Origin of the sequence: Burkholderia pseudomultivorans, from assembly GCF_001718415.1 — a bacterium.
Classification (GTDB): domain Bacteria; phylum Pseudomonadota; class Gammaproteobacteria; order Burkholderiales; family Burkholderiaceae; genus Burkholderia; species Burkholderia pseudomultivorans_A.
On the sequence record NZ_CP013378.1, the window covers coordinates 102,819 to 127,892 of the forward strand.

General features: G+C 64.7%; 21 protein-coding genes. 20 read left to right on the top strand and 1 reads right to left on the bottom strand.

Annotated elements, in window-relative coordinates; translation table 11 throughout:
• The first annotated feature begins 177 nt into the window (after positions 1-177).
• The 19 genes from WS57_RS13465 to WS57_RS13555 all read left to right on the top strand — a co-directional run bounded on the left by WS57_RS13465 (position 178) and on the right by WS57_RS13555 (position 22,001).
• Positions 178-1,335: an ABC transporter substrate-binding protein gene (locus WS57_RS13465; RefSeq protein ID WP_009692058.1), complete on the top strand. Its 1,158-nt coding sequence runs from the start codon at positions 178-180 to the stop codon at positions 1,333-1,335.
• Positions 1,336-1,514: 179 nt separating this feature from the next.
• Positions 1,515-2,570 carry a branched-chain amino acid ABC transporter permease gene (locus WS57_RS13470; RefSeq protein WP_040128657.1) on the top strand — a complete coding sequence of 352 codons (1,056 nt, stop codon included), beginning with the start codon at positions 1,515-1,517 and terminating at the stop codon, positions 2,568-2,570.
• Positions 2,571-2,574: 4 nt separating this feature from the next.
• The gene (locus tag WS57_RS13475) at positions 2,575-4,362 is read left to right on the top strand and encodes an ABC transporter permease subunit (RefSeq protein WP_069244406.1); all 1,788 of its coding nucleotides are present in this window, start codon (positions 2,575-2,577) and stop codon (positions 4,360-4,362) included.
• Positions 4,362-5,117, top strand: a complete 756-nt coding sequence (locus WS57_RS13480) for an ABC transporter ATP-binding protein (protein WP_059516069.1) — start codon at positions 4,362-4,364, stop codon at positions 5,115-5,117. Before WS57_RS13475 ends, WS57_RS13480 begins: the two co-directional genes overlap by 1 nt.
• A gap of 1,223 nt (positions 5,118-6,340) precedes the next feature.
• Complete coding sequence (gene mnmG, locus WS57_RS13485; RefSeq protein ID WP_009690288.1) at positions 6,341-8,311, top strand: tRNA uridine-5-carboxymethylaminomethyl(34) synthesis enzyme MnmG; 1,971 nt, start codon at positions 6,341-6,343, stop codon at positions 8,309-8,311.
• A complete protein-coding gene (rsmG, locus tag WS57_RS13490; RefSeq protein ID WP_009690287.1) occupies positions 8,308-8,994 on the top strand; it encodes a 16S rRNA (guanine(527)-N(7))-methyltransferase RsmG in 687 nt (228 codons plus the stop codon). The genes mnmG and rsmG overlap by 4 nt, the downstream gene beginning before the upstream one ends.
• A gap of 51 nt (positions 8,995-9,045) precedes the next feature.
• A complete protein-coding gene (locus WS57_RS13495; protein ID WP_009690286.1) occupies positions 9,046-9,825 on the top strand; it encodes a ParA family protein in 780 nt (259 codons plus the stop codon).
• Positions 9,826-9,856: 31 nt separating this feature from the next.
• The gene (locus tag WS57_RS13500) at positions 9,857-10,750 is read left to right on the top strand and encodes a ParB/RepB/Spo0J family partition protein (protein WP_009690285.1); all 894 of its coding nucleotides are present in this window, start codon (positions 9,857-9,859) and stop codon (positions 10,748-10,750) included.
• A gap of 13 nt (positions 10,751-10,763) precedes the next feature.
• Positions 10,764-11,894: an SLC13 family permease gene (locus WS57_RS13505; protein WP_060251107.1), complete on the top strand. Its 1,131-nt coding sequence runs from the start codon at positions 10,764-10,766 to the stop codon at positions 11,892-11,894.
• A gap of 554 nt (positions 11,895-12,448) precedes the next feature.
• On the top strand, positions 12,449-12,976 hold the full coding sequence (locus tag WS57_RS13510) for an ATP synthase subunit I (RefSeq protein ID WP_009690283.1): 528 nt from the start codon (positions 12,449-12,451) through the stop codon (positions 12,974-12,976).
• 108 nt (positions 12,977-13,084) lie between these two features.
• Positions 13,085-13,936 carry a F0F1 ATP synthase subunit A gene (atpB, locus tag WS57_RS13515; protein ID WP_009690282.1) on the top strand — a complete coding sequence of 284 codons (852 nt, stop codon included), beginning with the start codon at positions 13,085-13,087 and terminating at the stop codon, positions 13,934-13,936.
• Positions 13,937-14,011: 75 nt separating this feature from the next.
• Positions 14,012-14,281 (top strand): F0F1 ATP synthase subunit C, encoded by a 270-nt coding sequence (atpE, locus tag WS57_RS13520; RefSeq protein ID WP_006482730.1) that lies wholly within the window; start codon positions 14,012-14,014, stop codon positions 14,279-14,281.
• A gap of 129 nt (positions 14,282-14,410) precedes the next feature.
• Positions 14,411-14,881, top strand: a complete 471-nt coding sequence (locus tag WS57_RS13525) for a F0F1 ATP synthase subunit B (RefSeq protein ID WP_006401466.1) — start codon at positions 14,411-14,413, stop codon at positions 14,879-14,881.
• A 2-nt stretch (positions 14,882-14,883) separates the two neighbouring features.
• Positions 14,884-15,423, top strand: a complete 540-nt coding sequence (locus tag WS57_RS13530) for a F0F1 ATP synthase subunit delta (RefSeq protein WP_009690281.1) — start codon at positions 14,884-14,886, stop codon at positions 15,421-15,423.
• A gap of 44 nt (positions 15,424-15,467) precedes the next feature.
• A complete protein-coding gene (gene atpA, locus WS57_RS13535; protein ID WP_009690280.1) occupies positions 15,468-17,009 on the top strand; it encodes a F0F1 ATP synthase subunit alpha in 1,542 nt (513 codons plus the stop codon).
• A gap of 118 nt (positions 17,010-17,127) precedes the next feature.
• Positions 17,128-18,003 carry a F0F1 ATP synthase subunit gamma gene (gene atpG / locus WS57_RS13540; protein ID WP_009690279.1) on the top strand — a complete coding sequence of 292 codons (876 nt, stop codon included), beginning with the start codon at positions 17,128-17,130 and terminating at the stop codon, positions 18,001-18,003.
• A gap of 66 nt (positions 18,004-18,069) precedes the next feature.
• Positions 18,070-19,464 (top strand): F0F1 ATP synthase subunit beta, encoded by a 1,395-nt coding sequence (gene atpD / locus WS57_RS13545; RefSeq protein WP_006762966.1) that lies wholly within the window; start codon positions 18,070-18,072, stop codon positions 19,462-19,464.
• A gap of 157 nt (positions 19,465-19,621) precedes the next feature.
• Entirely contained in the window at positions 19,622-20,047 is a 426-nt protein-coding gene (locus WS57_RS13550; protein WP_040128667.1) for a F0F1 ATP synthase subunit epsilon, read from the top strand.
• Positions 20,048-20,273: 226 nt separating this feature from the next.
• Complete coding sequence (locus tag WS57_RS13555) at positions 20,274-22,001, top strand: AMP-binding protein (RefSeq protein WP_060333890.1); 1,728 nt, start codon at positions 20,274-20,276, stop codon at positions 21,999-22,001.
• A gap of 684 nt (positions 22,002-22,685) precedes the next feature.
• Here WS57_RS13555 and WS57_RS13560 read toward each other — a convergent pair.
• Positions 22,686-23,480, bottom strand: coding sequence for a transporter substrate-binding domain-containing protein (locus WS57_RS13560; protein ID WP_069244407.1), 795 nt, complete (start codon positions 23,478-23,480; stop codon positions 22,686-22,688).
• A gap of 149 nt (positions 23,481-23,629) precedes the next feature.
• Here WS57_RS13560 and hemE point away from each other — a divergent pair, with 149 nt between their 5' ends.
• Positions 23,630-24,724 carry a uroporphyrinogen decarboxylase gene (gene hemE / locus WS57_RS13565; RefSeq protein WP_009690719.1) on the top strand — a complete coding sequence of 365 codons (1,095 nt, stop codon included), beginning with the start codon at positions 23,630-23,632 and terminating at the stop codon, positions 24,722-24,724.
• The last annotated feature ends 350 nt before the right edge of the window (positions 24,725-25,074 follow it).

Genomic DNA, 25,074 nt, shown 5'->3' on the forward strand with positions numbered 1-25,074 from the left:
CGCTGCGCATCGTGACGGGAGAACGTTCGCGCGTTGCCGTGCAGCGGTCGGGGCGTTTCACGGGAAAACGAGCGTAGGCGGGGCGATGCGAGATAGTTAAATTATTAACTTGTTTGAGGACCGGGAGCCGCCCGAGCGACCCGCGGATTTTTCGAGCAGCGTTTGGAGACAAGCTAAATGAAGATGAATCGATGGATGGAGGCCGTGCTGGCGGTGGGCCTCGCGTGCGCAGCGGCGAGCGCGTCGGCGCAGGTGAAGATCGGCGTGACGCTGTCGGCCACCGGGCCGGCCGCGTCGCTCGGCATTCCGGAAAAGAACACGATCGCGCTGCTGCCGAAGGAAATCGCCGGCAAGAGCGTGCAGTACATCGTGCTCGACGACGCGTCCGACACGAGCCGCGCGGTGCAGAACGTGCGCAAGCTGATCGACGAGGATCACGTCGACGCGATCATCGGTTCGTCCGTCACGCCGAACTCGCTCGCGATGCTCGACCCGGTATCGCAGGGCAAGACGCCGACGATCTCGCTCGCGGCGAGCGCGCAGATCATCTCGCCGATGGACGCGAAGCGCGCCTGGAGCTTCAAGGTGCCGCAGAACGACCAGCTGATGGCCGACGCGATCGCCGGCTATATGGCCAAGCACGGCGTGAAGACGGTCGGCTTCATCGGCTTCGCCGACGCGTACGGCGACAGCTGGTACAACACCTTCAGCGCGGCCGCCGCGAAGAACGGCATCAAGATCGTCTCGAACGAGCGCTACGCGCGGACCGACGCGTCGGTGATGGGGCAGGTGCTGAAGCTGATCGGCTCGAACCCCGACGCGGTGCTGATCGCCGGTTCCGGCACGCCGGCGGCGCTGCCGGCGAAGACGCTGAAGGAGCGCGGCTACAAGGGCAAGGTCTACCAGACGCACGGCGTCGCGAACAACGACTTCCTGCGCGTGTGCGGCAAGGACTGCGAAGGCGAGATCCTGCCGGCGGGCCCGGTGCTCGTCACCGACCAGCTGCCCGATTCGAATCCAGTGAAGAAGCCTGCGCTCGCGTACAAGGCCGCCTACGAGAAGGCCTATGGCGCCGGCTCGCTCGCGACCTTCGGCGGCCATGCGTGGGACGCGGGGCTGCTGCTGCAGCGCGCGATTCCGGAAGCGCTGAAGAAGGCCCAGCCGGGCACCGAGGCGTTCCGTGAGGCGCTGCGTGCCGCGATCGAGAACGTGAAGGACCTGCCGGTCTCGCACGGTGTGATCAACATGACGCCGACCGATCACAACGGCTTCGACACGCGTGCACGCGTGATGGTGCAGATCGTCGACGGCAAGTGGAAGTTGCAGGCCGAATGAGTGTCACGTGAAACCGGCGTGTGCGGCGCGGATGCTGCCGCACACGCCGTCGGCCGGACGCGCGCCCGGGCGCCGCGTCCGCGCCGTGTGGAACCGCGTCCGCCGCATGCGCCTGCGTTGCGCGCGCCCGCGCGGTTCCAGTCCGCAGTTTTCCGCAGCCTTCTCGATACACGAAACGTATGGATCTCTCGATTGCGGCGATCCTCGCTCAAGACGGCATCACGACCGGCGCCATTTACGCATTGCTGTCGCTGGCGCTCGTGCTGGTGTTTTCCGTCACGCGGGTGATCTTCATTCCCCAGGGTGAGTTCGTCGCCTACGGCGCACTGACGCTCGCCGCGTTGCAGGCGCAAAAATTTCCCGCCACCTGCTGGCTACTGTTCGTGATGGGCATCGCGTGCTTCCTGCTCGAAGTCGGCGGCCTGATCCGGCATCGCGAGCGCCGCCGCCAGCTCGGCCGCACGCTGGCGACGCTCGGCAGCCGCTACGTGCTGTTGCCGCTCGCGGTGTTCGCGCTGACGCGCAGCTTCGCCGCGCAGCCGCTGCCGATGCTGGCGCAGATCGCGCTGACGCTCGCGATCGTCGTGCCGATGGGGCCGTTCGTCTACCGGCTCGTGTACCAGCCGATCGCCGAGGGCACGACGCTGCTGCTGCTGATCGTATCGGTCGCCGTCCACTTCGCGATGGTCGGCCTCGGGCTCGTGATGTTCGGCGCCGAAGGGTCGCGCACCAACGCGTTCTCGGATGCGTCGCTGTCGATCGGCAGCCTCGCGGTGTCCGCACAGAGCATCGTGGTGGTCGTCACGGCGCTGGTGCTGATCGCGGCGCTCTATGTCTACTTCGGTCGCACGATCGCCGGCAAGGCGCTGCGCGCGACGTCGGTGAACCGGCTCGGCGCGCGGCTCGTCGGTATCGGCACGACGGAAGCGGGGCGGCTCGCGTTCACGCTGGCGGCCGCGCTCGGCGTGCTGTCCGGGATCCTGGTCGGCCCGTTGACGACGATCTACTACGACTCCGGTTTCCTGATCGGGCTGAAGGGCTTCGTCGGCGCGATCATCGGCGGGCTCGTCAGCTATCCGCTGGCGGCGGCCGGTTCGCTGCTGGTCGGCGTGCTCGAATCGTATTCGTCGTTCTGGGCGAGTTCGTACAAGGAGGTGATCGTGTTCACGCTGATCATTCCGGTGCTGCTGTGGCGCAGCTTCGCGACGCCGCACGCGGAAGAGGACGAGGAGTGACGCGATGAAGACGACGATGGTACGCAACAAGACCTTCTGGGTGTTTCTCGTGGTGCTGTTCGCGCTGCCGGTGCTGCCGGGCGTGCTGCAGGTGCCCGAGTACTGGATCACGCTGCTGAACTACATCGGCCTGTACGCGATCGTCGCGATCGGGCTCGTGCTGCTGACCGGCGTCGGCGGGATGACGAGCTTCGGGCAGGCCGCGTTCGTCGGCATCGGCGCGTACGCGACGGCGTTCCTGACGACGCGATACGGCGTGTCGCCGTGGCTCGCGCTGATCGTCGGCGTCGTGCTGACGGCGCTCGTCGCGCTGGTGCTCGGCGCGGTCACGATGCGGCTGTCCGGGCACTTCCTGCCGCTCGGCACGATCGCGTGGGGCCTCGCGCTGTTCTACCTGTTCGGCAACCTCGAGATGCTGGGCAAGTACGACGGGATCAACGGGATTCCGGCGCTGAGCCTGTTCGGCCTCGCGCTCGACACCGGCCGCAGCCTGTATTTCCTGATCTGGGCCGTCGTGCTGGCCGCGATCGTGTCGGTGCAGAACCTGCTGAACAGCCGGCCCGGCCGCGCGATCCGCGCGCTGCGCGGCGGCGGCGTGATGGCCGAGGCGATGGGCGTGAACACCGCGTGGATGCGCGTCGTGATCTTCGTCTACGCGGCCGTGCTCGCGGCGGTGTCGGGCTTCCTGTACGCGCACCTGCAGCGCGCGGTGAATCCGACCCCGTTCGGCCTGAATCACGGGATCGAATTCCTGTTCATGGCGGTGGTCGGCGGCGTGTCGCATCTGTGGGGCGCGGTGCTCGGCGCAGCGATCCTGACCGTGCTGCAGGACTATCTGCAGACGCTGCTGCCGAAGCTGCTCGGCTCGGAAGGCAACTTCGAGATCATCGTGTTCGGCGTGCTGATGGTGCTGCTGCTGCAGTACGCGCGGCAGGGCGTCTGGCCGTTCGTCGCGAAGCTGTTTCCGCGCGGGCCCGGCGCGCATGTGCCCGAGCAGGCGGACCCGCTGCCGCAGCGCGAACGGCCGGCAGCCGGCGAGCCGCTGCTGGTCGTCGACAAGGCGCGCAAGCAGTTCGGCGGCCTGGTGGCCGTCAACGACGTCAGCTTCGATGTGAAGGCGGGGCAGATCATCGGGCTGATCGGCCCGAATGGCGCAGGCAAGTCGACCACCTTCAACCTCGTGACGGGCGTGCTGCAGCCGACGGCCGGCGCGATCACGTTCCGCGGCGAGCGCATCGACGGGCTGACGTCGCGCCAGATCGTGCGGCGCGGGATCGGCCGCACGTTCCAGCATGTGAAGCTGCTGCCGGGGATGACGGTGCTCGAAAACGTCGCGATCGGCGCGCACCTGCGCGGCCATACGGGCGTGTGGCGCAGCGTCGCGCGGCTCAATGCGCATGAGGAAGCGCAGCTGCTGGCGGAAGCCGCGCGCCAGATCCGCCGTGTCGGCCTTGAGCAGCATATGTACGACGAAGCGGGCAGCCTTGCGCTCGGCCAGCAGCGGATCCTCGAAATCGCCCGCGCGCTGTGCTGCGATCCGACGCTGCTGCTGCTCGACGAACCGGCGGCGGGGCTGCGCTACAAGGAAAAGCAGCAGCTTGCGGACCTGCTGCGACGGCTGAAATCGGAAGGGATGAGCGTGTTGCTCGTGGAACACGACATGGATTTCGTGATGAACCTCACCGACCGGCTGGTGGTGATGGAGTTCGGCACGCGGATCGCCGAAGGGCTGCCGCAGGACGTGCAGCAGGATCCGGCGGTGCTCGAAGCGTATCTGGGCGGGGTGGAGTGATGGCGGACACGACAATGCCGATTCTCGAAGTGCGCGGGCTGGCGGTCCGCTACGGGAAGGTCGAGGCGCTGCACGGCGCGGCAATCAAGGTCGGTGCGGGGCAGATCGTCAGCGTGATCGGCCCGAACGGCGCCGGCAAGTCGACCTTGCTGAACGCGATCATGGGCGCGTTGCCGGTCACCGGGCACGCGTCGGGCGCGGTCGTGTACCGCGGCGACGACGTCGGCGCATTGCCGATCGAGCAGCGCGTCGCGCGCGGGATGTGCCTGGTGCCGGAGAAGCGCGAGCTGTTCAGCACGATGACGGTCGAGGATAACCTCGTGCTGGGCGCGTATCGCCGCAAGCAGGCCGGGGAGGCGAACTTCCTCGATCAGCTCGATCACGTGTTCGCGCTGTTTCCGCGCTTGATGGAGCGACGCAAGCAGGCGGCCGGTACGTTGTCGGGCGGCGAGCGGCAGATGCTCGCGGTCGGGCGCGCGCTGATGGGCAAGCCCGACCTGCTGATGCTCGACGAACCGAGTCTCGGGCTCGCGCCGCTGATCGTGAAGGAGATCTTTCATATCATCAGCGCGCTGCGTGGCACGGGCGTCGCGACGCTGTTGATCGAACAGAACGCCCGCGCTGCGTTGCAGATCTCGGACTACGGTTATGTGCTGGAGACGGGCGAGTTTGCGCTGGAAGGGCCGGCTGCCGAGCTTGCACAGAACCCGCGCGTGATCGAAACCTACCTCGGGTTGGCGAAGAAGACGGCTTGAGCGAGCGGTCCCGAGGCGGGAAACGGACGGCGTGTTTCACGTGAAACACGCCGTTTTTGTTGTGCGCCCAGCATGGGCGCACTCCTGCGGGTGAAAGTCCCGCCATAAGCTGGTCATGGCGAATGAAGTGAAGCGCAACTGCATGAGGGCGACCGAGTGTGGGGAGGAAGCGTGGAGCGTAAATCGCGAGCCGATGGACAAGAACCGTATAGAAGGCGCTGCCGAGTAGGGCGAGCGGGCAACAAACCGCAAAGCTCTCGTGACCAAAGCGAAGCGGCGTAAATACGGCGGTTGTGCGATGAAGGAGTGCGTTCTTACCTGGGGAGATCTCGCCTTGTGCCTGAAAGGGCGACGGTGCAGACCGGAGCGAGAAGTCAGCAGAGGCCGTAGTAGTGAGGTGGTGTGGCCGGGAAGGCTAAAGCTGCCAGCGAAGGGCCGAAGGAATGGGAGGGCAAGCCCTCTGGTTCTCGGAAGTGAATAGCCTCAGATGTTCGCGTAAGTGAAGCTCGCCGAACGGTGGATAGGGTGAAGCCCGACAGGCCCAGGCAGCGAGGAATCAGTTTCGGTGAAGCAGACAACAGCGAACCTGGGTGTCGGGTCGGGAGCAACACAAGCCCGGCAACCTCAACCATTCCAACCGCCCGGTGCGGACCCGCATGCCGGGTGGTGTGGGAGGGGATCGGTCAGGTTAACTGACCGCCCCTATCCCGATTGGGGGGAAGCGCGTGGAACAGCGCGGGACTGGCTATCCCGGTGGGTCGAGGTGAGTGGATAACTACGGAAGGAATAGTCGGAAGTGCTGTGAAGAGGCACCGATCTGGAAAGCGCACTGTCACTGCCCGGCCTTGATGTTGGCGGAACATGGATCGTGCCGGCACCGCCGACGGCGGCCAGTGGACAAGTCTCTGGCAGTCAATCGAAAGTTCTGTGAGAGAGGGATCGAATTGATGCGCCCGACGTCCGTGTCCGTTCGGTCCACAGGCTTGTTTGTCCGGCGCGCAGCGCAGACCACAGCGAGCCGACGATTTCCCGGCTCTGGTCCCACAGTCGCCCGGCCGGGATGGCGCGAATTCGCACAGATTGGCCGATCGAGCAAAGGAAAATCGTCGAAATGAACAGACCCTACCATTCGGACGGCCTTCGAGCGAAAAGCGAACCCGCTATAATTCGCCCCATACATTTCTCAGATAGGTTCGTGCGCAGCTCTGCGTACGGAATCCACCATGCTTTATCCCACAGAATTTGACGTCATCGTCGTCGGCGGCGGTCATGCCGGCACGGAAGCCGCGTTGGCGTCCGCCCGAATGGGCGCGAAGACGCTGCTGCTGACCCATAACATCGAAACGCTCGGCCAGATGAGCTGCAATCCGTCGATCGGCGGCATCGGCAAAGGCCATCTGGTCAAGGAAGTCGACGCGCTGGGCGGCGCGATGGCGGCCGCGACGGACGAGGGCGGTATTCAGTTCCGGATCCTCAATTCGTCGAAGGGCCCGGCCGTGCGGGCGACGCGCGCGCAGGCCGACCGCATCCTGTACAAGGCTGCGATCCGCCGCCGGCTCGAGAATCAGCCGAATTTGTGGCTGTTCCAGCAGGCCGTTGACGATCTGATGGTCGAAGGCGACCGCGTGGTCGGCGCCGTCACGCAGATCGGCATTCGCTTCCGCGCACGCGCGGTCGTCCTGACGGCCGGCACGTTCCTCGACGGCAAGATTCACGTCGGCCTGAACAACTATACGGGCGGCCGCGCGGGCGATCCGGCGGCCGTGTCGCTGTCGGCGCGCCTGAAGGAGCTGAAGCTGCCGCAGGGCCGCCTGAAGACCGGGACGCCACCGCGTATCGACGGCCGCACGATCGATTTCTCGAAGCTGGAAGAGCAGCCGGGCGATCTCGACCCGATCCCGGTGTTCTCGTTCCTGGGCCGGGCCGAACAGCATCCGCAGCAGCTGCCATGCTGGGTCACGCATACGAACGAGCGCACGCACGACATCATTCGTGGCGGCCTCGACCGTTCGCCTATGTATACAGGCGTGATCGAGGGCGTCGGCCCGCGCTACTGTCCGTCGATCGAGGACAAGATTCACCGGTTCGCGTCGAAGGAATCGCACCAGATCTTCCTTGAGCCGGAAGGGCTGACGACCAACGAGTTCTACCCGAACGGGATCTCGACGAGCCTGCCGTTCGACGTGCAGCTCGAGCTCGTGCATTCGATGCGCGGCCTCGAAAACGCTCATATCCTGCGCCCCGGCTATGCGATCGAGTACGACTACTTCGATCCGCGCGCGCTGAAGGCGTCGCTCGAGACGAAGGCGATCAACGGGCTGTTCTTTGCGGGCCAGATCAACGGCACGACCGGCTACGAAGAAGCGGCGGCGCAAGGCTTGCTGGCCGGCCTCAATGCCGGCCGCTACGTGCAGGAAAAGGATGCATGGTGCCCGCGCCGCGATCAGGCTTACCTCGGCGTGCTGGTCGACGATCTCGTGACCCGCGGCGTCGCAGAGCCGTACCGGATGTTCACGAGCCGGGCCGAGTACCGGTTGAGCCTGCGTGAAGACAATGCGGACATGCGCCTGACCGAGATCGGTCGCGAACTGGGCCTCGTCGATGACGTGCGCTGGGATGCGTTCTGCCGCAAGCGCGATGCTGTTTCACGTGAAACAGAGCGCCTGAAGACGACCTGGGTGACGCCGAAGACGCTGCCGCCGGAAGAGGCGACCGCCTTGCTCGGCAAGGCGATCGATCACGAATACAGCCTCGCCGAGCTGCTTCGCCGTCCGGGCATCACCTACGACGGCGTGTGCGGGCTGAAGGGTGGCGAATGCGGCCCGGCTGAGCCGCTGGCCGACGATCCGGTGCTGCTTGCGCAGATCAAGGAGCAGGTCGAGATCGGCATCAAATATCAGGGCTACATCGAGCGTCAGGCAACCGAGATCGAGCGCAACGATGCGAACGAGAACACGCGTCTGCCGGACGGCATCGACTACCGCGAAGTGCGTGGCCTGTCGTTCGAGGTGAGCCAGAAGCTCAATCAGTTCCGGCCGGAAACGATCGGGCAGGCGTCGCGCATTTCGGGCGTCACGCCGGCGGCGATTTCGCTGCTGATGGTGCACCTGAAGCGGCGCGGCCTCGGCCGCCGCAGCGGCGCCGCCGCATCGGCAACAGAGCAGGGGGACGACGTCGTCCCGACGCGCCAATGACGGCGCGTCGCGCGCCGGCGGTTAATCGGGACGTACTCGAACAGATGCTCGTCGAAGGCGCGGCCGCGCTCGACCTGGCACTGACGGATACGCAGCGCAACCAGCTGCTCGACTATGTAGCCCTGCTCGGCAAGTGGAACGCGGTCTACAACCTGACCGCGATCCGCGACCCGAAGCAGATGCTGATCCAGCACATCCTCGATTCGCTCTCCATCGTTCCGCACCTACGTGGTCGCGCGTCGGCCCGCGTGCTCGACGTCGGCTCGGGCGGCGGGTTGCCGGGCATCGTGCTGGCGATCGTCGAGCCCGACTGGCAGATCACGCTGAACGACATCGTGCAAAAAAAGTCCGCGTTCCAGACGCAGACCCGCGCGGAGTTGAAGCTCGCCAACCTGTCGGTGGTGACCGGGCGGGTCGAATCGCTGCAGCCGGGCGTCGAAGTGCCGGAAAAATTCGACATGATCGTATCGCGCGCTTTCGCTGACCTGTCCGACTTCGTTAAACTTGCTCGACATCTGGTCGCGCCGGGCGGATCGATCTGGGCAATGAAGGGTGTGCATCCGCACGACGAGATTGCGCGACTGCCGGAAGGCAGCCACGTGAAGCAGACGATGCGGCTGACGGTCCCGATGCTCGATGCCGAACGGCATCTGATCGAAGTGACCGTCGACGAAGCGATTTGACGGCGCGCGCTGGCGCGCCGATTGTTTGAAGGTAAGAGGAACACACCAACGATGGCAAAGATCTTCTGCGTTGCGAACCAGAAGGGGGGCGTCGGCAAGACGACGACATCGGTCAATCTCGCCGCAAGCCTTGCAGCGCAGGAGCAACGAGTCCTGCTGATCGATCTCGACCCGCAGGGCAACGCGACGATGGGCAGCGGGATCGACAAGGCCGCATGCGAATCGACCGTGTACGAAGTGCTGGTCGACGGCGTGTCGGTTGCCGATGCGCGCATCCGGCCGGAGGCCGTCACGTACGACGTGCTGCCCGCGAACCGCGAGCTGTCCGGTGCGGAGATCGAGCTGATCGGCATCGACAACCGCGAGCGCCAACTGAAGGCGGCGCTCGAGCGCGTCGAGGACGATTACGACTTCGTGCTGATCGACTGTCCGCCGACGCTGTCGTTGCTGACGCTGAACGGCCTGTGCGCAGCGCACGGCGTCGTGATCCCGATGCAGTGCGAATACTTCGCGCTCGAAGGGCTCTCGGATCTCGTCAACACGATCAAGCAGGTTCACGCGAACATGAACCGCGACCTGAAGATCATCGGCTTGCTGCGCGTGATGTTCGATCCGCGCATCACGCTGCAGCAGCAGGTCTCCGATCAACTGAAAGCGCACTTCGGCGACAAGGTGTTCGACGCGGTGATTCCGCGCAACGTGCGCCTGGCGGAAGCGCCGAGTTACGGGCTGCCGGGCGTCGTGTTCGATCGCAGCTCGCGCGGTGCGCAGGCCTATCTCCAGTTCGGTGCAGAGATGATCGAGCGCGTCCGCGCGTTCGAGGCATCGTGAGCCGGACATGAGCGAAGCGAGGAAGAAAGACATGAACGCCGTACCAAAGAAGAAGGGCTTGGGACGTGGCCTCGAAGCGCTGCTCGGCGGCAGCGCCGACATCACCGAAGCGGTGAAGATCGAAGGGGCGCCGAACACGCTCGCGCTCGGCAAGCTGCAGGCCGGCAAGTACCAGCCGCGCACGCGGATGGACGAAGGCAGCCTGCAGGAGCTGGCGGCCAGCATTCGCGCGCAGGGCGTGATGCAGCCGATCCTGGTGCGGCCCATTTCATCAGACAAATACGAGATCATCGCGGGCGAGCGGCGTTTCCGCGCGGCGCGTCTCGCCGGGCTCGACGAGGTGCCGGTGCTGGTGAAGGATGTATCCGATCAGGCCGCCGCCGCGATGGCGCTGATCGAGAACATCCAGCGCGAAGATCTGAATCCGCTGGAAGAGGCGCACGGCATCCAGCGCCTGCTCGACGAATTCGGTTTCACGCACGAACAGGCGGCCGAGTCGGTCGGTCGTTCGCGCAGCGCGGTGTCGAACCTGCTGCGCCTGCTGAATCTCGCATCGCCGGTCCAGACGATGCTGCTCGCGGGCGACCTCGACATGGGGCACGCGCGTGCGCTGCTTGCAGTCGATGCAGCGACGCAGATCACGCTCGCACACCAGGTCGTCAACAAGCGCATGTCGGTGCGCGAGACCGAGAAACTCGTCGCGCAGACGACCAAGGAAGCGCCGGCCGTGAAGGCGCGCGCGAAGGACGACGGCGGGCGCGACACGCGTCGTCTCGAGGAGGAGTTGTCCGACCTGCTGGCGTCGACGGTGAAGATCAAGCTCGGCCGTCGCGGGCGAGGGCAGGTGATGATCGACTTCGGCAACCTCGATGCGCTCGAGGGCATACTCGCGCGGCTGCGCGGCAACGTCGCAACCGAAGAATAACGAGGCCACATCGATGGATGATGCGAGCGCGCTGGCGCCGCGCCGGTGGCTCGGATGGCTCGCGCAGGAACCCGTGCTGTCGGTGCTGGTCCTGGGCCTGGTCGTGCTGGAATGGGTGCGTCCGCAACCATTCGGCGTACTGGCCGGCCGTGTCGACTGGCAGACGGTCGCGACGCTCGCGGGGCTGCTGATGCTGACCAAGGCGCTCGAGCTGTCCGGCTGCTTGATGTGGCTCGCGCACCGCATCGTTCATCACGTGCGTTCCGAGCGCGGCCTTGCGATGCTGCTGGTCGTATTCGCGGCCGTGCTGTCGATGTGGCTGACCAACGACGTCGCGCTGTTCGTCGTCGTGCCGCTGATGGTATCGCTGCGTGCGCTGACGCCGCTGCCGTTTCGCCGGCTCGTGATCGTCGTCGCACTGGCCGTCAATGCGGGGTCGGTCGCGACGCCGCTCGGCAATCCGCAGAATCTTTTCCTGTGGCAATTGAGCGGCGTGTCGTTCGGCCGCTTCGTCGTGACGCTCGGGCCGCTGGCCGTCGCGCTGATGCTGCTGCTGCTCGTGCTGACCGCGTGCGCGTTTCGCGCGAAGCCGCTCGACCTGTCGGGCGACGTCGCGACGGGGCCGGTGCAGCGCATGCACGCGCTGGTCGCCGCGGTGATGTTCGCCGCGTTCGTGCTGCTCGCCGACGCGCACCATCCGCTGCCCGCACTGATCGCCGTCACGCTCGTGCTGCTCGTCGCGCAACGCCAGGCAGTCCTGAAGATCGACTGGCTGCTGCTGCTGATTTTCGTGCTGATGTTCGTCGTGTTGCGCAGCGCGGCCGCGCTGCCGGTCGTGCATGACGCGATCGCGCGGGCGCAGCTCGATTCGCCGCTGCGCGTCTTCGCGGCCGGTGCCGTGCTGTCGCAGGGAATCAGCAACGTGCCGGCCGCGATCCTGTTGTCGGAGTTCACGCATGACTGGCGCGCACTGGCGTTCGGTGTGTCGGTCGGCGGCTTCGGTTTCGCGATCGGCTCGCTCGCGAACCTGATCGCGGTGCGGCTCGCCAAGGAGCCGCGCATGTGGCTGCCGTTTCATCTCGTATCGATCCCGTTCGCGCTGGTCGGTGCGGCGCTGGGCGCGTGGCTGCTGGTTCACGGCTGAGCGGCGCGCGCACAGTTTCGAGAGGCGGTGCGGCGAGGGCGGCCACAGCATTCGCCGTGATCGGATGCGACGCGGTGGTGGGGTGATCCACAGTCGATCGCCTGTGGCGGCATTGCAACTATCGCGCGGATTATTTGATACACAGTCGTCGTGCTGTGCGCGTCGATCGCGTGCACCTGCTCACAGCGTTTCGCTTGCTTCCGGCGTCCGCCCGGGCGCCGTTTCGAGTCACCGCTTCGCGGCGACTTTCCTGTCCCGATCCCGTCGCGCCGCGACAGTTCCGATCGGGCGTCGTTTCCGCTGCTATCCGATCTCGACCGACTTTTCGCGCAAGAAATACCGGTGCGGAAAGTTGACCTTACAACTGTCATCGTACGTCGTCGATTCGCGCGTTTTTCACATGATGAGTGGTCGTTTTACGCAGGTTTTTGTCGCGTCTAAAGCCTTGAATCAGTTGCAACTATCGCTTACAATCGCCCGGATTTGTTAGCTAGGCACCCCTGAAAGCTTTCGGAAAGCTTGGGGGCGGTTTCAGGATTTTGCGGATTACTGCGATGGCGGGTCAGGCGCCGAACAACGGGCACGATGATCACCGCGCGCAACGCACCGCTTCAGCGGCCGGCGAGCGGCGCGAATCCGATGCCGACGACTGGGATGCCGAGCAGCAGGATAACAACATCGTTCCGCTCACACGGGCGGAGGCCGAGAGGCTGTTCGGCCCGAACGTGAGCAAGCCGTCGCGCGTCACCCCCTCCAGGGTGGTGATCGTGCAGGTGGCCCTGTCCCTGGTTGCAACGCTGGCGTGGTGGCTGTTTTCGAAGTCGCCGGGCGCCGCTGCGCAGTCCGCGTTTCTGGGCGGAGCGATCGGCTGGGTGCCCAGCGCGTTGTTCGTGGCACGACTGAAGGCAGGTGGCTCGGCCACCGTGATGAGCTGGGTGATGGGCGAAGCCCTGAAGCTCGGTCTGACGATCGGGATGTTCGCAGCAGTGGCGTTCGGCTGGGCCGGCGTGCACTGGGTGCCGCTCCTCGTCACGTACCTCGTCGTGCTGAAGACGTACTGGATCGCGCTGGCCTGGCGGTAAAAAACAGCAGCGTGCGGTTTCGACAACGAATCGCACCGGCCCGTTCCCGCAATAGCGTGTTGCGGAACAGGCAAAACGATTTTCGACAATTTGGGTGGCATTAACGATATGGCAGCTAGCGAAGGCACGCGCGGTCCGGATCCGTCCGAGTACATTGCGCACCACTTGCAGAATTTCTCCACCTCGCATCAGACGTCGATTTTCGACATCCACGTCTGGAATCTCGACACGCTGTTCTGGTCGATCGTCTGCGGCATCGTGACGATCGTCCTGCTGCGCCTGGCTGCCCGCAAGGCAACGCCGGGCGTGCCGGGCCGTTTCCAGTGCGCGATCGAGATGCTCGTCGAAATGGTCGAAGACCAGTCGAAGGCCATCGTCCACGGCAATCGCACCTTCATCGCCCCGCTCGCCCTCACGGTGTTCGTGTGGGTCGCGCTGATGAACTCCCTCGACTTCCTTCCCGTCGACCTGCCGGGCCGCGTCATCGGCTGGCTCGGTCTGTCGGACGTGATCTCCCACCATCGCATCGTTCCGACGGCCGACCTGAACGGCACGCTCGGCATCGCGCTTGGCGTGTTCGTCCTGATGATCTACTACAGCATCAAGATCAAGGGCGCAGGCGGGTTCGCGCACGAGCTGCTGTCGGCGCCGTTCGGCGGCCACCCGCTGCTCTGGATTCCGAACCTCGCGCTGAACATCGTCGAATACGTCGCGAAAACCGTCTCGCTCGGCATGCGGCTGTTCGGCAACATGTACGCGGGTGAGCTGTTGTTCCTGTTGATCGCCCTGCTCGGCAGCATGTGGAGCTTCGGTGGCGATGCAACGTTCCTCGGCTTCGTTGGTCATGTGATCGCAGGCAGCGTCTGGGCAATCTTCCACATCCTGATTGTTCTGTTGCAGGCATTCATTTTCATGATGCTGACGCTGGTGTATCTCGGCCAGGCGCACGACAAGCATTAAGCACGGCGTGCAAAAAAGAGTCTTCGTTTTAGTTTTTTAAATCTCAGTTCCAAGTCTTTTCTCAAAGGAGTGATCATGCAAGCTTACATCGCCAACATCCAGGGTCTGACCGCCATCGGTATCGGCATCATCATCGGCCTGGGTGCAATCGGCGCCTGTATCGGTATCGCGCTGATGGGTGGTAAGTACATCGAAGCCTGCGCACGTCAGCCGGAACTCATCAACCCGCTGCAAACGAAGATGTTCCTGCTGGCTGGCCTGATCGACGCGGCATTCCTGATCGGCGTGGGTGTTGCAATGCTGTTCGCGTTCGCGAACCCGCTCCTGTCGAAGCTCGCAGGCTAAGGTTCCTCGGAAATATGCGCCCGGCGTGAGCCGGCGCAGGGCGGAACGGAGACTTGGGGCGCTGATCGAATGCAACTCGATGAGCGCCTTACCGTTTCATTTTTCCGGAATAGCAGATAAGGAAACACCGTGAATCTCAACGCAACTCTGTTTGCGCAAATGGTCGTGTTCCTGGTCCTCGCGTGGTTCACGATGAAATTCGTGTGGCCGCCGTTGATCAACGCCCTCGACGAACGTTCGAAGAAGATCGCCGACGGCCTCGCCGCCGCGGAGAAGGGCAAGGCGGAACTCGAAGCAGCGCACAAGCGCGTGGACCAGGAACTCGCGCAGGCCCGCAACGACGGCCAGCAGCGCATCGCCGACGCTGAAAAGCGTGCACAGGCGGTCGCCGAGGAAATCAAGGCCAACGCCCAGGCTGAAGCCGCCCGCATCGTCGCGCAGGCGAAGGCGGAAGCAGAACAGCAAATCGTGAAGGCGCGCGAAGCGCTGCGTGGCGAAGTCGCCGCGCTGGCCGTGAAGGGCGCCGAGCAGATCCTGAAGCGCGAAGTCGATCAAACGGCCCACGCCCAACTGCTGAATCAACTGAAAGCCGAGCTCTGATCATGGCCGAACTTGCAACCATCGCCCGCCCTTACGCAGAAGCGCTGTTCCGCGTGGCCGAGGGGGGTGACATCGCCGCCTGGTCCACGCTCGTGCAAGAGCTGGCCCAGGTTGCGCGTCTGCCGGAAGTGCTGTCCATCGCGTCGAATCCGAAGGTGACGCGCGCGCAAGTGGCCGAGCTGCTGCTTGCCGCGGTGAAGTCGCCGCTCGCAACCGGCGCCGAAGCGAAGAACTTCGTGCAGATGCTGGTCGACAATCATCGCATCGCGCTGCTGCCGGAAATCGCCGAGCAGTTCGAGGCGCTCAAGAACGAACGCGAAGGCGCAGCCGACGCCGAGATCGTGAGCGCATTCCCGCTGAACGGCGCGGATCTCGACACGCTTGTCGCGAGCCTCGAACGCAAGTTCAAGCGCAAGCTGAAACCGACGGTCGAAGTCGATTCGTCGCTGATCGGCGGCGTGCGCGTGACGGTCGGCGACGAAGTGCTCGACACCTCGGTTCGCGCGCGCCTCGCATCGATGCAGGCTGCGTTGACCGCCTGAGCGCCACGCCGGCACGCAACAGAATTGACTATCAGGAGCGAATAATGCAACTCAATCCCTCTGAGATCAGCGAGCTGATCAAGAGCCGGATCCAGGGCCTTGAAGCGAGCGCAGACGTTCGCAACCAGGGCACCGTGATCTCCGTGACCGACGGTATCGTGCGCATCCACGGCCTGTCCGACGTGATGCAGGGCGAAATGCTCGAGTTTCCGGGCAACACGTTCGGCCTCGCGCTGAACCTCGAGCGCGACTCGGTCGGCGCGGTGATTCTCGGCGAATACGAACACATCTCGGAAGGCGACATCGTCAAGACGACGGGCCGCATTCTCGAAGTCCCGGTCGGCCCGGAACTCGTCGGCCGCGTGGTCGACGCGCTCGGCAACCCGATCGACGGCAAGGGCCCGGTCAACGCGAAGCTGACCGACGCGATCGAAAAGATCGCCCCGGGCGTGATCTGGCGCAAGTCGGTGTCGCAGCCGGTGCAGACGGGCATCAAGTCGATCGACGCGATGGTGCCGATCGGCCGCGGCCAGCGTGAGCTGATCATCGGCGACCGTCAGTGCGGCAAGACCGCGGTGGCGCTCGACGCGATCATCAACCAGAAGGGCAAGGACCTGATCTGTATCTACGTCGCGATCGGCCAGAAGGCTTCGTCGATCATGAACGTGGTGCGCAAGCTCGAAGAAACGGGCGCGATGGCGTACACCATCGTCGTCGCCGCTTCGGCATCGGATTCCGCCGCGATGCAGTACCTCGCACCGTACGCGGGCTGCACGATGGGCGAGTACTTCCGCGATCGCGGCCAGGACGCGCTGATCATCTATGACGACTTGACCAAGCAGGCTTGGGCATACCGTCAGATCTCGCTGCTGCTGCGCCGCCCGCCGGGCCGTGAAGCGTACCCGGGCGACGTGTTCTATCTGCACTCGCGTCTGCTCGAGCGCGCGGCTCGCGTGTCGGAAGAGTATGTCGAGAAGTTCACGAACGGCGAAGTGAAGGGCAAGAGCGGCTCGCTGACGGCACTGCCGGTCATCGAAACGCAGGCTGGCGACGTGACCGCGTTCGTTCCGACGAACGTGATCTCGATTACCGACGGCCAGATCTTCCTGGAAACCGACCTGTTCAACGCAGGCATCCGCCCGGCAATCAACGCCGGCGTGTCGGTGTCGCGTGTCGGTGGCGCCGCGCAGACGAAGGTCGTGAAGAAGCTGTCGGGCGGTATCCGTACCGACCTCGCACAGTACCGTGAACTCGCCGCATTCGCGCAGTTCGCATCGGACCTCGACGAAGCGACCCGCAAGCAGCTCGAGCGCGGCCGCCGCGTGACGGAACTGCTGAAGCAGCCGCAGTACCAGCCGCTGCAGGTGTGGGAGCTGGCCGTGTCGCTGTACGCCGCCAACAACGGCTACCTCGACGATCTCGACGTGAAGCAGGTGCTGCCGTTCGAGAAGGGCCTGCGCGAAAACCTGAAGACGAGCCACGCTGACCTCATCAAGCGCATCGAAGACACCAAGGATCTCTCGAAGGACGACGAAGGCGCGCTGCGCGCGGCGATCGAATCCTTCAAGAAGTCGGGTGCCTATTGATCCGCGAGTGACACACTGAGGCCGCGCGGGTGCTGAGGCGCCCGCGCCGCTTCGGTGAGCGGTGCATGAGCCCCGAGCAAGCGCTGAAGCGCTAACTCGGGGCGCAAAGGAGCAAGCTATGGCTGGAATGAAGGAAATTCGCGGCAAGATCAAGAGCGTGCAGAACACGCGCAAGATCACGAAGGCGATGGAGATGGTGGCCGCATCGAAGATGCGCCGCGCGCAGGAACGCATGCGCGCCGCTCGTCCGTACGCGGACAAGGTCCGTGCCATCGCCGCGCACATGAGCCGTGCGAACCCGGAGTACCGCCACCCGTTCATGGTGGCGAACGAAGGCGCGAAGACGGCCGGCATCATCCTCGTCACGACGGACAAGGGTCTGTGCGGTGGTCTGAACACCAACGTGCTGCGTGCGACGGTGCAGAAGTTCAAGGAGCTGGAAGAGAAGGGCCAGAAGGTCGAAGCCACCGCGATCGGCGGCAAGGGCCTCGGGTTCCTGAACCGCTTCGGCGCGAAGGTGATGTCGCAGGTCGTGCACCTCGGCGACACCCCGCATCTCGACAAGCTGATCGGCGCCGTGAAGACGCAGCTCGATCTGTACTCGGAAGGCAAGCTGTCGGCGGTCTATCTCGCGTACACGCGCTTCATCAACACGATGAAGCAGGAAGCGGTGATCGAGCAGCTGCTGCCGCTGTCGTCGGAGCACTTCGAGGCCGACGACGGTACGCCGGCCACGTCGTGGGACTACATCTACGAGCCGGACGCGCAGGCAGTCGTCGACGAGCTGCTCGTGCGTTACGTCGAGGCGCTGGTGTACCAGGCCGTCGCGGAGAACATGGCGTCCGAGCAATCGGCGCGCATGGTCGCGATGAAGGCCGCGTCCGACAACGCGAAGACGGTGATCAGCGAACTGCAGCTCGTGTACAACAAGAGCCGTCAGGCCGCGATCACGAAGGAACTGTCGGAGATCGTCGGCGGCGCAGCCGCTGTTTAAGCGCGCGTCCGGGACGACAACTGCGCCTTTGCGCGAGTAAAGAATCAGGTATTTAAAGGAAAAGCGATGAGTACTGCTGCTTTGGTAGAAGGCAAGATCGTACAGTGCATCGGCGCCGTTATCGACGTGGAATTCCCGCGCGAAAGCATGCCGAAGATCTACGACGCGCTCATTCTCGATGGCTCGGAACTGACGCTCGAAGTCCAGCAGCAGCTGGGCGACGGCGTGGTCCGTACCATCTGTCTGGGTGCATCCGACGGCCTGCGCCGCGGCCTGACCGTGAAGAACACGGGCAACCCGATCTCGGTGCCGGTCGGCAAGCCGACCCTCGGCCGGATCATGGACGTGCTCGGCCGTCCGATCGACGAAGCGGGCCCGATCGAAAGCGAAACGAAGCGTTCGATCCACCAGAAGGCGCCGGCGTTCGACGAACTGTCGCCGTCGACCGAACTGCTCGAAACGGGCATCAAGGTCATCGACCTGATCTGCCCGTTCGCAAAGGGCGGCAAGGTCGGTCTGTTCGGCGGTGCAGGCGTGGGCAAGACCGTCAACATGATGGAGCTCATCAACAACATCGCGAAGGAGCACGGCGGTTACTCCGTGTTCGCGGGCGTGGGCGAGCGTACCCGTGAAGGGAACGACTTCTACCACGAAATGAAGGACTCGAACGTTCTCGACAAGGTCGCGCTGGTGTACGGCCAGATGAACGAGCCGCCGGGCAACCGTCTGCGCGTCGCGCTGACCGGCCTGACGATGGCCGAGTTCTTCCGTGACGAAGGCCTCGACGTGCTGTTCTTCGTCGACAACATCTACCGTTTCACGCTGGCCGGTACCGAAGTGTCGGCACTGCTCGGCCGTATGCCGTCGGCAGTGGGCTATCAGCCGACGCTGGCTGAAGAAATGGGCAAGCTGCAGGAACGCATCACGTCGACCAAGAAGGGCTCGATTACGTCGGTTCAGGCCGTGTACGTCCCTGCGGATGACTTGACCGACCCGTCGCCGGCAACCACCTTCGGCCACCTCGACGCAACCGTCGTGCTGTCGCGTGACATCGCTTCGCTGGGTATCTACCCGGCGGTCGACCCGCTCGACTCGACGTCGCGCCAGATCGACCCGAACGTGATCGGTGAAGAGCACTACTCGATCACCCGCCGCGTTCAGCAGACGCTGCAGCGCTACAAGGAACTGCGCGACATCATCGCGATTCTGGGCATGGACGAACTGTCACCGGAAGACAAGCTGTCGGTCGCCCGTGCGCGCAAGATCCAGCGTTTCCTGTCGCAGCCGTTCCACGTCGCTGAAGTGTTCACGGGCTCGCCGGGCAAGTACGTGCCGCTGAAGGAAACGATCCGTGGCTTCAAGATGATCGTCGACGGCGAGTGCGACCACCTGCCGGAACAGGCGTTCTACATGGTCGGCACGATCGACGAAGCCTTCGAGAAGGCCAAGAAGATCCAGTAAGGGTTCGAGTGAGTAGCACGCCGGCGCGTGCCGGTCGGACGCATAAGTCACCCGTGACTTATTCCCCGGCCGCTCGCGCCGCAGCAACACGCTCAACCCGCCGTGCATGGGATCGGAGTCCGCGCCAAAGCGCATGCTCCGATCGACAGGAGTCGATATGGCAACCATCAAAGTAGACGTCGTCAGCGCGGAAGAGCAGATCTTCTCGGGCGAGGCGAAATTCGTCGCGCTGCCGGGCGAAACGGGTGAGCTGGGTATTCTGCCGGGTCACACGCCGCTGATCACGCGGATTCGTCCGGGTGCGGTGCGCATCGAAGTCGAGGGCGGCAACGACGAATTCGTGTTCGTCGCGGGCGGCATTCTCGAAGTGCAGCCGGGCGCCGTGACGGTGCTCGCCGACACCGCGATCCGCGGCAAGGACCTCGACTCGGCGAAGGCCGAGGAAGCGCGCAAGCGCGCCGAGGAGACGCTGCAGAACGCGAAGTCGGACATCGACCTCGCGAAGGCGCAATCCGAGCTCGCGACCGCGATGGCGCAGCTCGAGGCGATCCAGCGTCTGGCGAAGATTCGCAGCCGGCACTGAGCCGCGTCGCGCATCCCGCGAAAGAAAGCAGCCTTCGGGCTGCTTTTTTTTCGTCTGCGTTTTGCCGCCGTGCGACGCGTCGTTTCGTCCGGTCGTGCTATTTCATCCGCGCGCGGAGATTTGCTGTCAAAGTATCGTCAGCGGAGCGCGGCATCATCCGCGATGAGGTCGTGCCGGGCGACGGCGCAGGCGCGGCCTGATCAGACAAAAACGGACGGAGACACTCATGGCAGCAGACCTTGGCGTGGGGGCGCTGATCGCGCCCGAGAACGGACTGTCGTACGTGCGCGGCGCGACCGGCGTGCCGCTGTCGGAGGCGACGATCGGCCGGTTCCTGCGCGATACGGCCGGGCGCTTTCCCGAGCGGCCGGCCGTCGTGTTTCGCGAGCAGCAGGTGCGCTGGACCTGGCGCGAGTTCGCGCACGAGGTCGACGTGCTCGCAGCGGGCCTCGCCGCGCTCGGCATCGCGAAGGGCGACCGGGTCGGCATCTGGTCGCCGAACCGCAGCGAATGGCTGCTCACGCAGTTCGCGACCGCACGGATCGGCGCGATCCTCGTCAACATCAATCCCGCCTACCGGCTCGCGGAACTCGAATACGCGCTGAACAAGGTCGGCTGCAAGGCGATGATCGCCGCCGAGCGCTTCAAGACGTCCGCGTATGTCGAAATGCTGCAGACCATTGCGCCGGAACTCGCGACCGCGACGCCGGGCGACCTGCACGCGGCGCGCGTGCCGAGCCTGCGCACGATCGTGTCGATGGGCGACGTCGCGCCGGCCGGCATGTTCCGCTTCGCGGACGTGATGGCGCGCGGCCGCGACACGGTCGATGCCGCCGCGCTCGATGCGCTCGGCGCGACGCTCGCGGCGACCGATCCGATCAACATCCAGTTCACGAGCGGCACGACCGGCAGCCCGAAGGGCGCGACGCTCACGCATCGCAACGTCGTCAACAACGCGCGCTCGATCGCGATGGCGATGCGTTTCAGCGAGCAGGACGCGCTGTGCATTCCGGTGCCGCTCTATCACTGCTTCGGCATGGTGCTGGCGGTGCTCGCGTGCGTGTCGACCGGCGCGGCGATGGTGTTCCCGGGCGAGGCGTTCGACCCGGTCGCGACGCTCGCGGCGGTGGCCGAAGAACGCTGCACCGCGCTGCACGGCGTGCCGACGATGTTCATCGCGGAACTCGATCATCCGCAGTTCGCGAAGTTCGACCTGTCGACGCTGCGCACCGGGATCATGGCCGGCTCGCCGTGCCCGATCGAGACGATGAAGCGCGTCGTGTCGCAGATGCACCTGTCGGAGATCACGATCGCGTACGGGATGACCGAGACGAGCCCGGTGTCGTTCCAGAGCTCGACGGACGATCCGCTGGAGAAGCGCACGACGACGGTCGGGCGCATCCAGCCGCATCTCGAAGTGAAGATCGTCGACCCGAGCGGCGAGATCGTGCCGGTCGGCGCGACCGGCGAGCTGTGCACGAAGGGCTATTCGGTGATGCTCGGCTACTGGGACGACGAGGCGAAGACGCGCGAAGTGTTGATCGACGGCTGGATGCATACGGGCGATCTCGCGACGCTCGACGCGGACGGCTACTGCAATATCGTCGGCCGGCTGAAGGACATGGTGATTCGCGGCGGCGAGAACGTCTATCCGCGCGAGATCGAGGAATTCCTGTTTCGGCATCCGAAGATCCAGAGCGCGCAGGTGTTCGGCGTGCCCGATCCGAAATACGGCGAGGAGCTGTGCGCGTGGATCGTGCTGCGCGCGGACGAGCAGATGACCGAGGACGACGTGCGTGCGTTCTGCCAGGGGCAGATTGCCCACTACAAGATTCCGCGCTATATCCGCTTCGTCGACGAACTGCCGATGACGGTGACGGGCAAGGTGCAGAAATTCGTGATGCGCGAGCGGATGATCGAGGAGCTCAAGCTCGACGTGCAGAAGACGGCCTGATGGTTCGGCCTACGAAGGACGCGGCGGCCCGACGAAGGGCCGTTGCGTTTTCTATGGACGAAAAAAAGCGGGCTTATTAGCCCGCTAAAAACCACACGCTACGGGGTTAGCGCGAGGAGACCAAAGTTGAAACCGTGTCCGGCGTGGGGCCGGAAACGACTCCAACAGGGATGCCCCTCGGAAGGGCTTCGGTACGTGACCGACTGGCTCGCAGCGCTTCGCGTCCGCTCACACTTGGCACACGAGACCGCATCCGTGTTGAAACCGTTGAGGCCATTGTGGGCGAATTAATGACCTGTCGCGGTAACAAAGTGTTTCAGGTTGTAACGCCCGCCAGATAAGGCTTTCCGGGATTTTTTGCAGTTTTCGGGATCCTGAAAAAGGTCATTTTTACCCATATATTCAGCAGAGTTTTCATCGCATGCTTACGATGCGTTTTTCATGCGTATCCGGCTCGATCAAGCGTTCATTTCGAGGCGAGAAAATGCGTCGGGAGTGCGCATCGGCATGCGTCGATTCAATCGTCGGAAAGATTTTGAAACGTGCGCGACATGCGCGGTAGTCGGCCAAACGGCCAAACGAAGCCGATTTTTTCGTTCCGGCGCGATATCGACGGGCGTGCGGCGGCGACCGGAACGGGGTCGCGCCCGTTATCGGCCGTCGCCGCGCGTGCGGCGTGCGCCGCTACTTCAGCCACTTGTCCGAGATCGCCTGATACTCGCCGGTCGACAGCGCAAGGTGCAGCCACTGGTCGACGTACTGCTGGAACACGACGTCGCCGCGCGGCACCATGTACGCCTTCTCGCCGAACTGGAACGGCTTGTCCGGATGCAGCGAGCACAGCCCCGGATTCAACTTTTGCTGCAGCAGCGTCTCGGACGCGTCCGTCACCATCACGTCGGCCTTGCCCGCGAGGATCTGCTTGAAGATCGTCACGTTGTCGGGATAGACGCTCAGGTTCGCGTGCGTGAAATGCTGCTTTGCAAAACGTTGGTTGGTGCCGCCCGGGTTCACGATCACGCGCGTGTCGGGCCGGTCGATCTGCGCGACGGTCTGGTACTTGTCGGCGTCCGCGCAGCGCACGATCGCCGTCTTGCCGTCGACCACGTAAGGCTGCGTGAAGAACGCGCGCTTCTGCCGCTCGAGCGTGGTCGATACGCCGCCGACCGCGATGTCGCACTTCGCAACGAAGTCGGCGGTCAGGTTCGGCCAGCTCGTCTTCACGTAGTCGGCCTTCACGCCGAGCGATTTCGCGAGCGATTCGGCCATGTCGATGTCGATGCCTTCGAAGCGGCCGTCCGCGCGGTAGTACGAATACGGCTTGTAGTCGCCCGTCGTGCAGACGCGCAGCGTGCCGCGCGCCAGCACTTCGTCGAGCCGCGAGGCGGCGGCGGGGCTGGGCGTCGCGGCCTGCGCGTGCGCGGCGCCGCAGCAAAGCAGTGCGGCCGCGGCCGCGGCGATCGTCGCGAGTGTCTTCATCGGTCTCCTCCGTTGTTCGGTTCGATAACAGCGTCCGATCATAACGGAGCCATCGCGCGCGTCATATGGCCGCCATCGCACCGGCATGCGCAGCCCGAGCGCGCCGCTCCGGTAAAATGCCGCTTTGCCCTCGCATCGTCGCTCTCACCGTGGCCCATAACCTGCTCAACGACACCTTCCTGCGTGCGCTTCTGCGCGAGCCGACCGACTACACGCCGATCTGGCTGATGCGCCAGGCCGGCCGCTATCTGCCCGAATACAACGCGACGCGCGCGCGCGCCGGCAGCTTCCTCGGCCTCGCGAAGAACCCCGACTACGCGACCGAAGTGACGCTGCAGCCGCTCGAGCGCTTCCCGCTCGACGCCGCGATCCTGTTCTCGGACATCCTGACGATTCCCGACGCGATGGGCCTCGGCCTCGACTTCCAGGTCGGCGAAGGGCCGAAGTTCGCGCATCCGGTGCGCACCGAGGCCGACGTCGCGAAACTCGCGGTGCCGGACATCGAAGCGACGCTCGGCTACGTGACCGGCGCCGTGCGCGAGATCCGCCGCGCGCTGACCGACGGCCAGGGCCGCCAGCGCGTGCCGCTGATCGGCTTCTCCGGCAGTCCGTGGACGCTCGCGTGCTACATGGTCGAAGGCGGCGGCTCGGACGACTTCCGCACGGTCAAGTCGATGGCGTATGCGCGCCCCGACCTGATGCACCGGATCCTCGAGGTGAACGCGCAGGCGGTGGCCGCGTACCTGAACGCGCAGATCGAAGCGGGCGCGCAGGCCGTGATGATCTTCGACACGTGGGGCGGCGCGCTGGCCGACGGTGCGTACCAGCGCTATTCGCTCGACTACATCCGCCGCGTGGTCGCGCAGCTCAAGCGCGAGCACGACGGTGAGCGCGTGCCGGTGATCACGTTCACCAAGGGCGGCGGGCTGTGGCTCGAGGAAATCGCATCGACCGGCGTCGATGCGGTCGGGCTCGACTGGACGGTCAATGTCGGCGCCGCGCGCGAGCGCGTCGCGGGGCGCGTCGCGCTGCAGGGCAACCTGGACCCGACGATCCTGTTTGCGCCGCCGGCCGTGGTGCGCGAACAGGCGCGTGCGGTGCTCGACAGCTACGGCAACCACCCGGGCCACGTGTTCAACCTCGGGCACGGCATTTCGCAGTTCACGCCGCCCGAACACGTCGCGGAACTCGTCGACGAGGTGCATCGCCACAGCCGCGCGATCCGTAGCGGGGCGGCCGGCTGAATGCAAGCGCGCTCATGTTGCGTTGCGAAATGAGCGCGTTTCGCGGGCGGCGCTAAACAGGGCGCAACCCCGCACCGGCTGCCGATTCGATGCTTGTCAAGACTTGACTTATGCACATTTTCCACGTTGCAGCGCGGTAGAGCCTCGTGTCGGTCAATTCGCCTCGCTATGATTCGGGAATTTGAATAGCAGCCTTATGGAATAAGGCTCCGCGGGGGCCCGTCGCAGACGGGCAAAAACGCCGCAAAGCACGGCCCCGCGCGCTCCGCGCGCCGCGGACGGCGAGTTCTCAACAAAGTTATCCACAGGCTGGGCAGCGTATTGCGGCGATTCCTAATGCGAATCCAAAA

What these genes read in the sequence shown, in the direction of transcription:
- WS57_RS13505 (WP_060251107.1), top strand. Translation starts at nt 10,764, where the DNA reads ATGGATGATGCGAGCGCGCTGGCGCCGCGCCGGTGGCTCGGATGGCTC.
- mnmG (WP_009690288.1), top strand. Translation starts at nt 6,341, where the DNA reads ATGCTTTATCCCACAGAATTTGACGTCATCGTCGTCGGCGGCGGTCAT.
- WS57_RS13555 (WP_060333890.1), top strand. Translation starts at nt 20,274, where the DNA reads ATGGCAGCAGACCTTGGCGTGGGGGCGCTGATCGCGCCCGAGAACGGA.
- WS57_RS13470 (WP_040128657.1), top strand. Translation starts at nt 1,515, where the DNA reads ATGGATCTCTCGATTGCGGCGATCCTCGCTCAAGACGGCATCACGACC.
- atpB (WP_009690282.1), top strand. Translation starts at nt 13,085, where the DNA reads ATGGCAGCTAGCGAAGGCACGCGCGGTCCGGATCCGTCCGAGTACATT.
- WS57_RS13510 (WP_009690283.1), top strand. Translation starts at nt 12,449, where the DNA reads ATGGCGGGTCAGGCGCCGAACAACGGGCACGATGATCACCGCGCGCAA.
- WS57_RS13495 (WP_009690286.1), top strand. Translation starts at nt 9,046, where the DNA reads ATGGCAAAGATCTTCTGCGTTGCGAACCAGAAGGGGGGCGTCGGCAAG.
- WS57_RS13550 (WP_040128667.1), top strand. Translation starts at nt 19,622, where the DNA reads ATGGCAACCATCAAAGTAGACGTCGTCAGCGCGGAAGAGCAGATCTTC.
- WS57_RS13465 (WP_009692058.1), top strand. Translation starts at nt 178, where the DNA reads ATGAAGATGAATCGATGGATGGAGGCCGTGCTGGCGGTGGGCCTCGCG.
- rsmG (WP_009690287.1), top strand. Translation starts at nt 8,308, where the DNA reads ATGACGGCGCGTCGCGCGCCGGCGGTTAATCGGGACGTACTCGAACAG.
- WS57_RS13560 (WP_069244407.1), bottom strand. Translation starts at nt 23,480, where the DNA reads ATGAAGACACTCGCGACGATCGCCGCGGCCGCGGCCGCACTGCTTTGC.
- WS57_RS13475 (WP_069244406.1), top strand. Translation starts at nt 2,575, where the DNA reads ATGAAGACGACGATGGTACGCAACAAGACCTTCTGGGTGTTTCTCGTG.
- atpG (WP_009690279.1), top strand. Translation starts at nt 17,128, where the DNA reads ATGGCTGGAATGAAGGAAATTCGCGGCAAGATCAAGAGCGTGCAGAAC.
- WS57_RS13530 (WP_009690281.1), top strand. Translation starts at nt 14,884, where the DNA reads ATGGCCGAACTTGCAACCATCGCCCGCCCTTACGCAGAAGCGCTGTTC.
- atpE (WP_006482730.1), top strand. Translation starts at nt 14,012, where the DNA reads ATGCAAGCTTACATCGCCAACATCCAGGGTCTGACCGCCATCGGTATC.
- atpA (WP_009690280.1), top strand. Translation starts at nt 15,468, where the DNA reads ATGCAACTCAATCCCTCTGAGATCAGCGAGCTGATCAAGAGCCGGATC.
- WS57_RS13500 (WP_009690285.1), top strand. Translation starts at nt 9,857, where the DNA reads ATGAACGCCGTACCAAAGAAGAAGGGCTTGGGACGTGGCCTCGAAGCG.
- WS57_RS13480 (WP_059516069.1), top strand. Translation starts at nt 4,362, where the DNA reads ATGGCGGACACGACAATGCCGATTCTCGAAGTGCGCGGGCTGGCGGTC.
- atpD (WP_006762966.1), top strand. Translation starts at nt 18,070, where the DNA reads ATGAGTACTGCTGCTTTGGTAGAAGGCAAGATCGTACAGTGCATCGGC.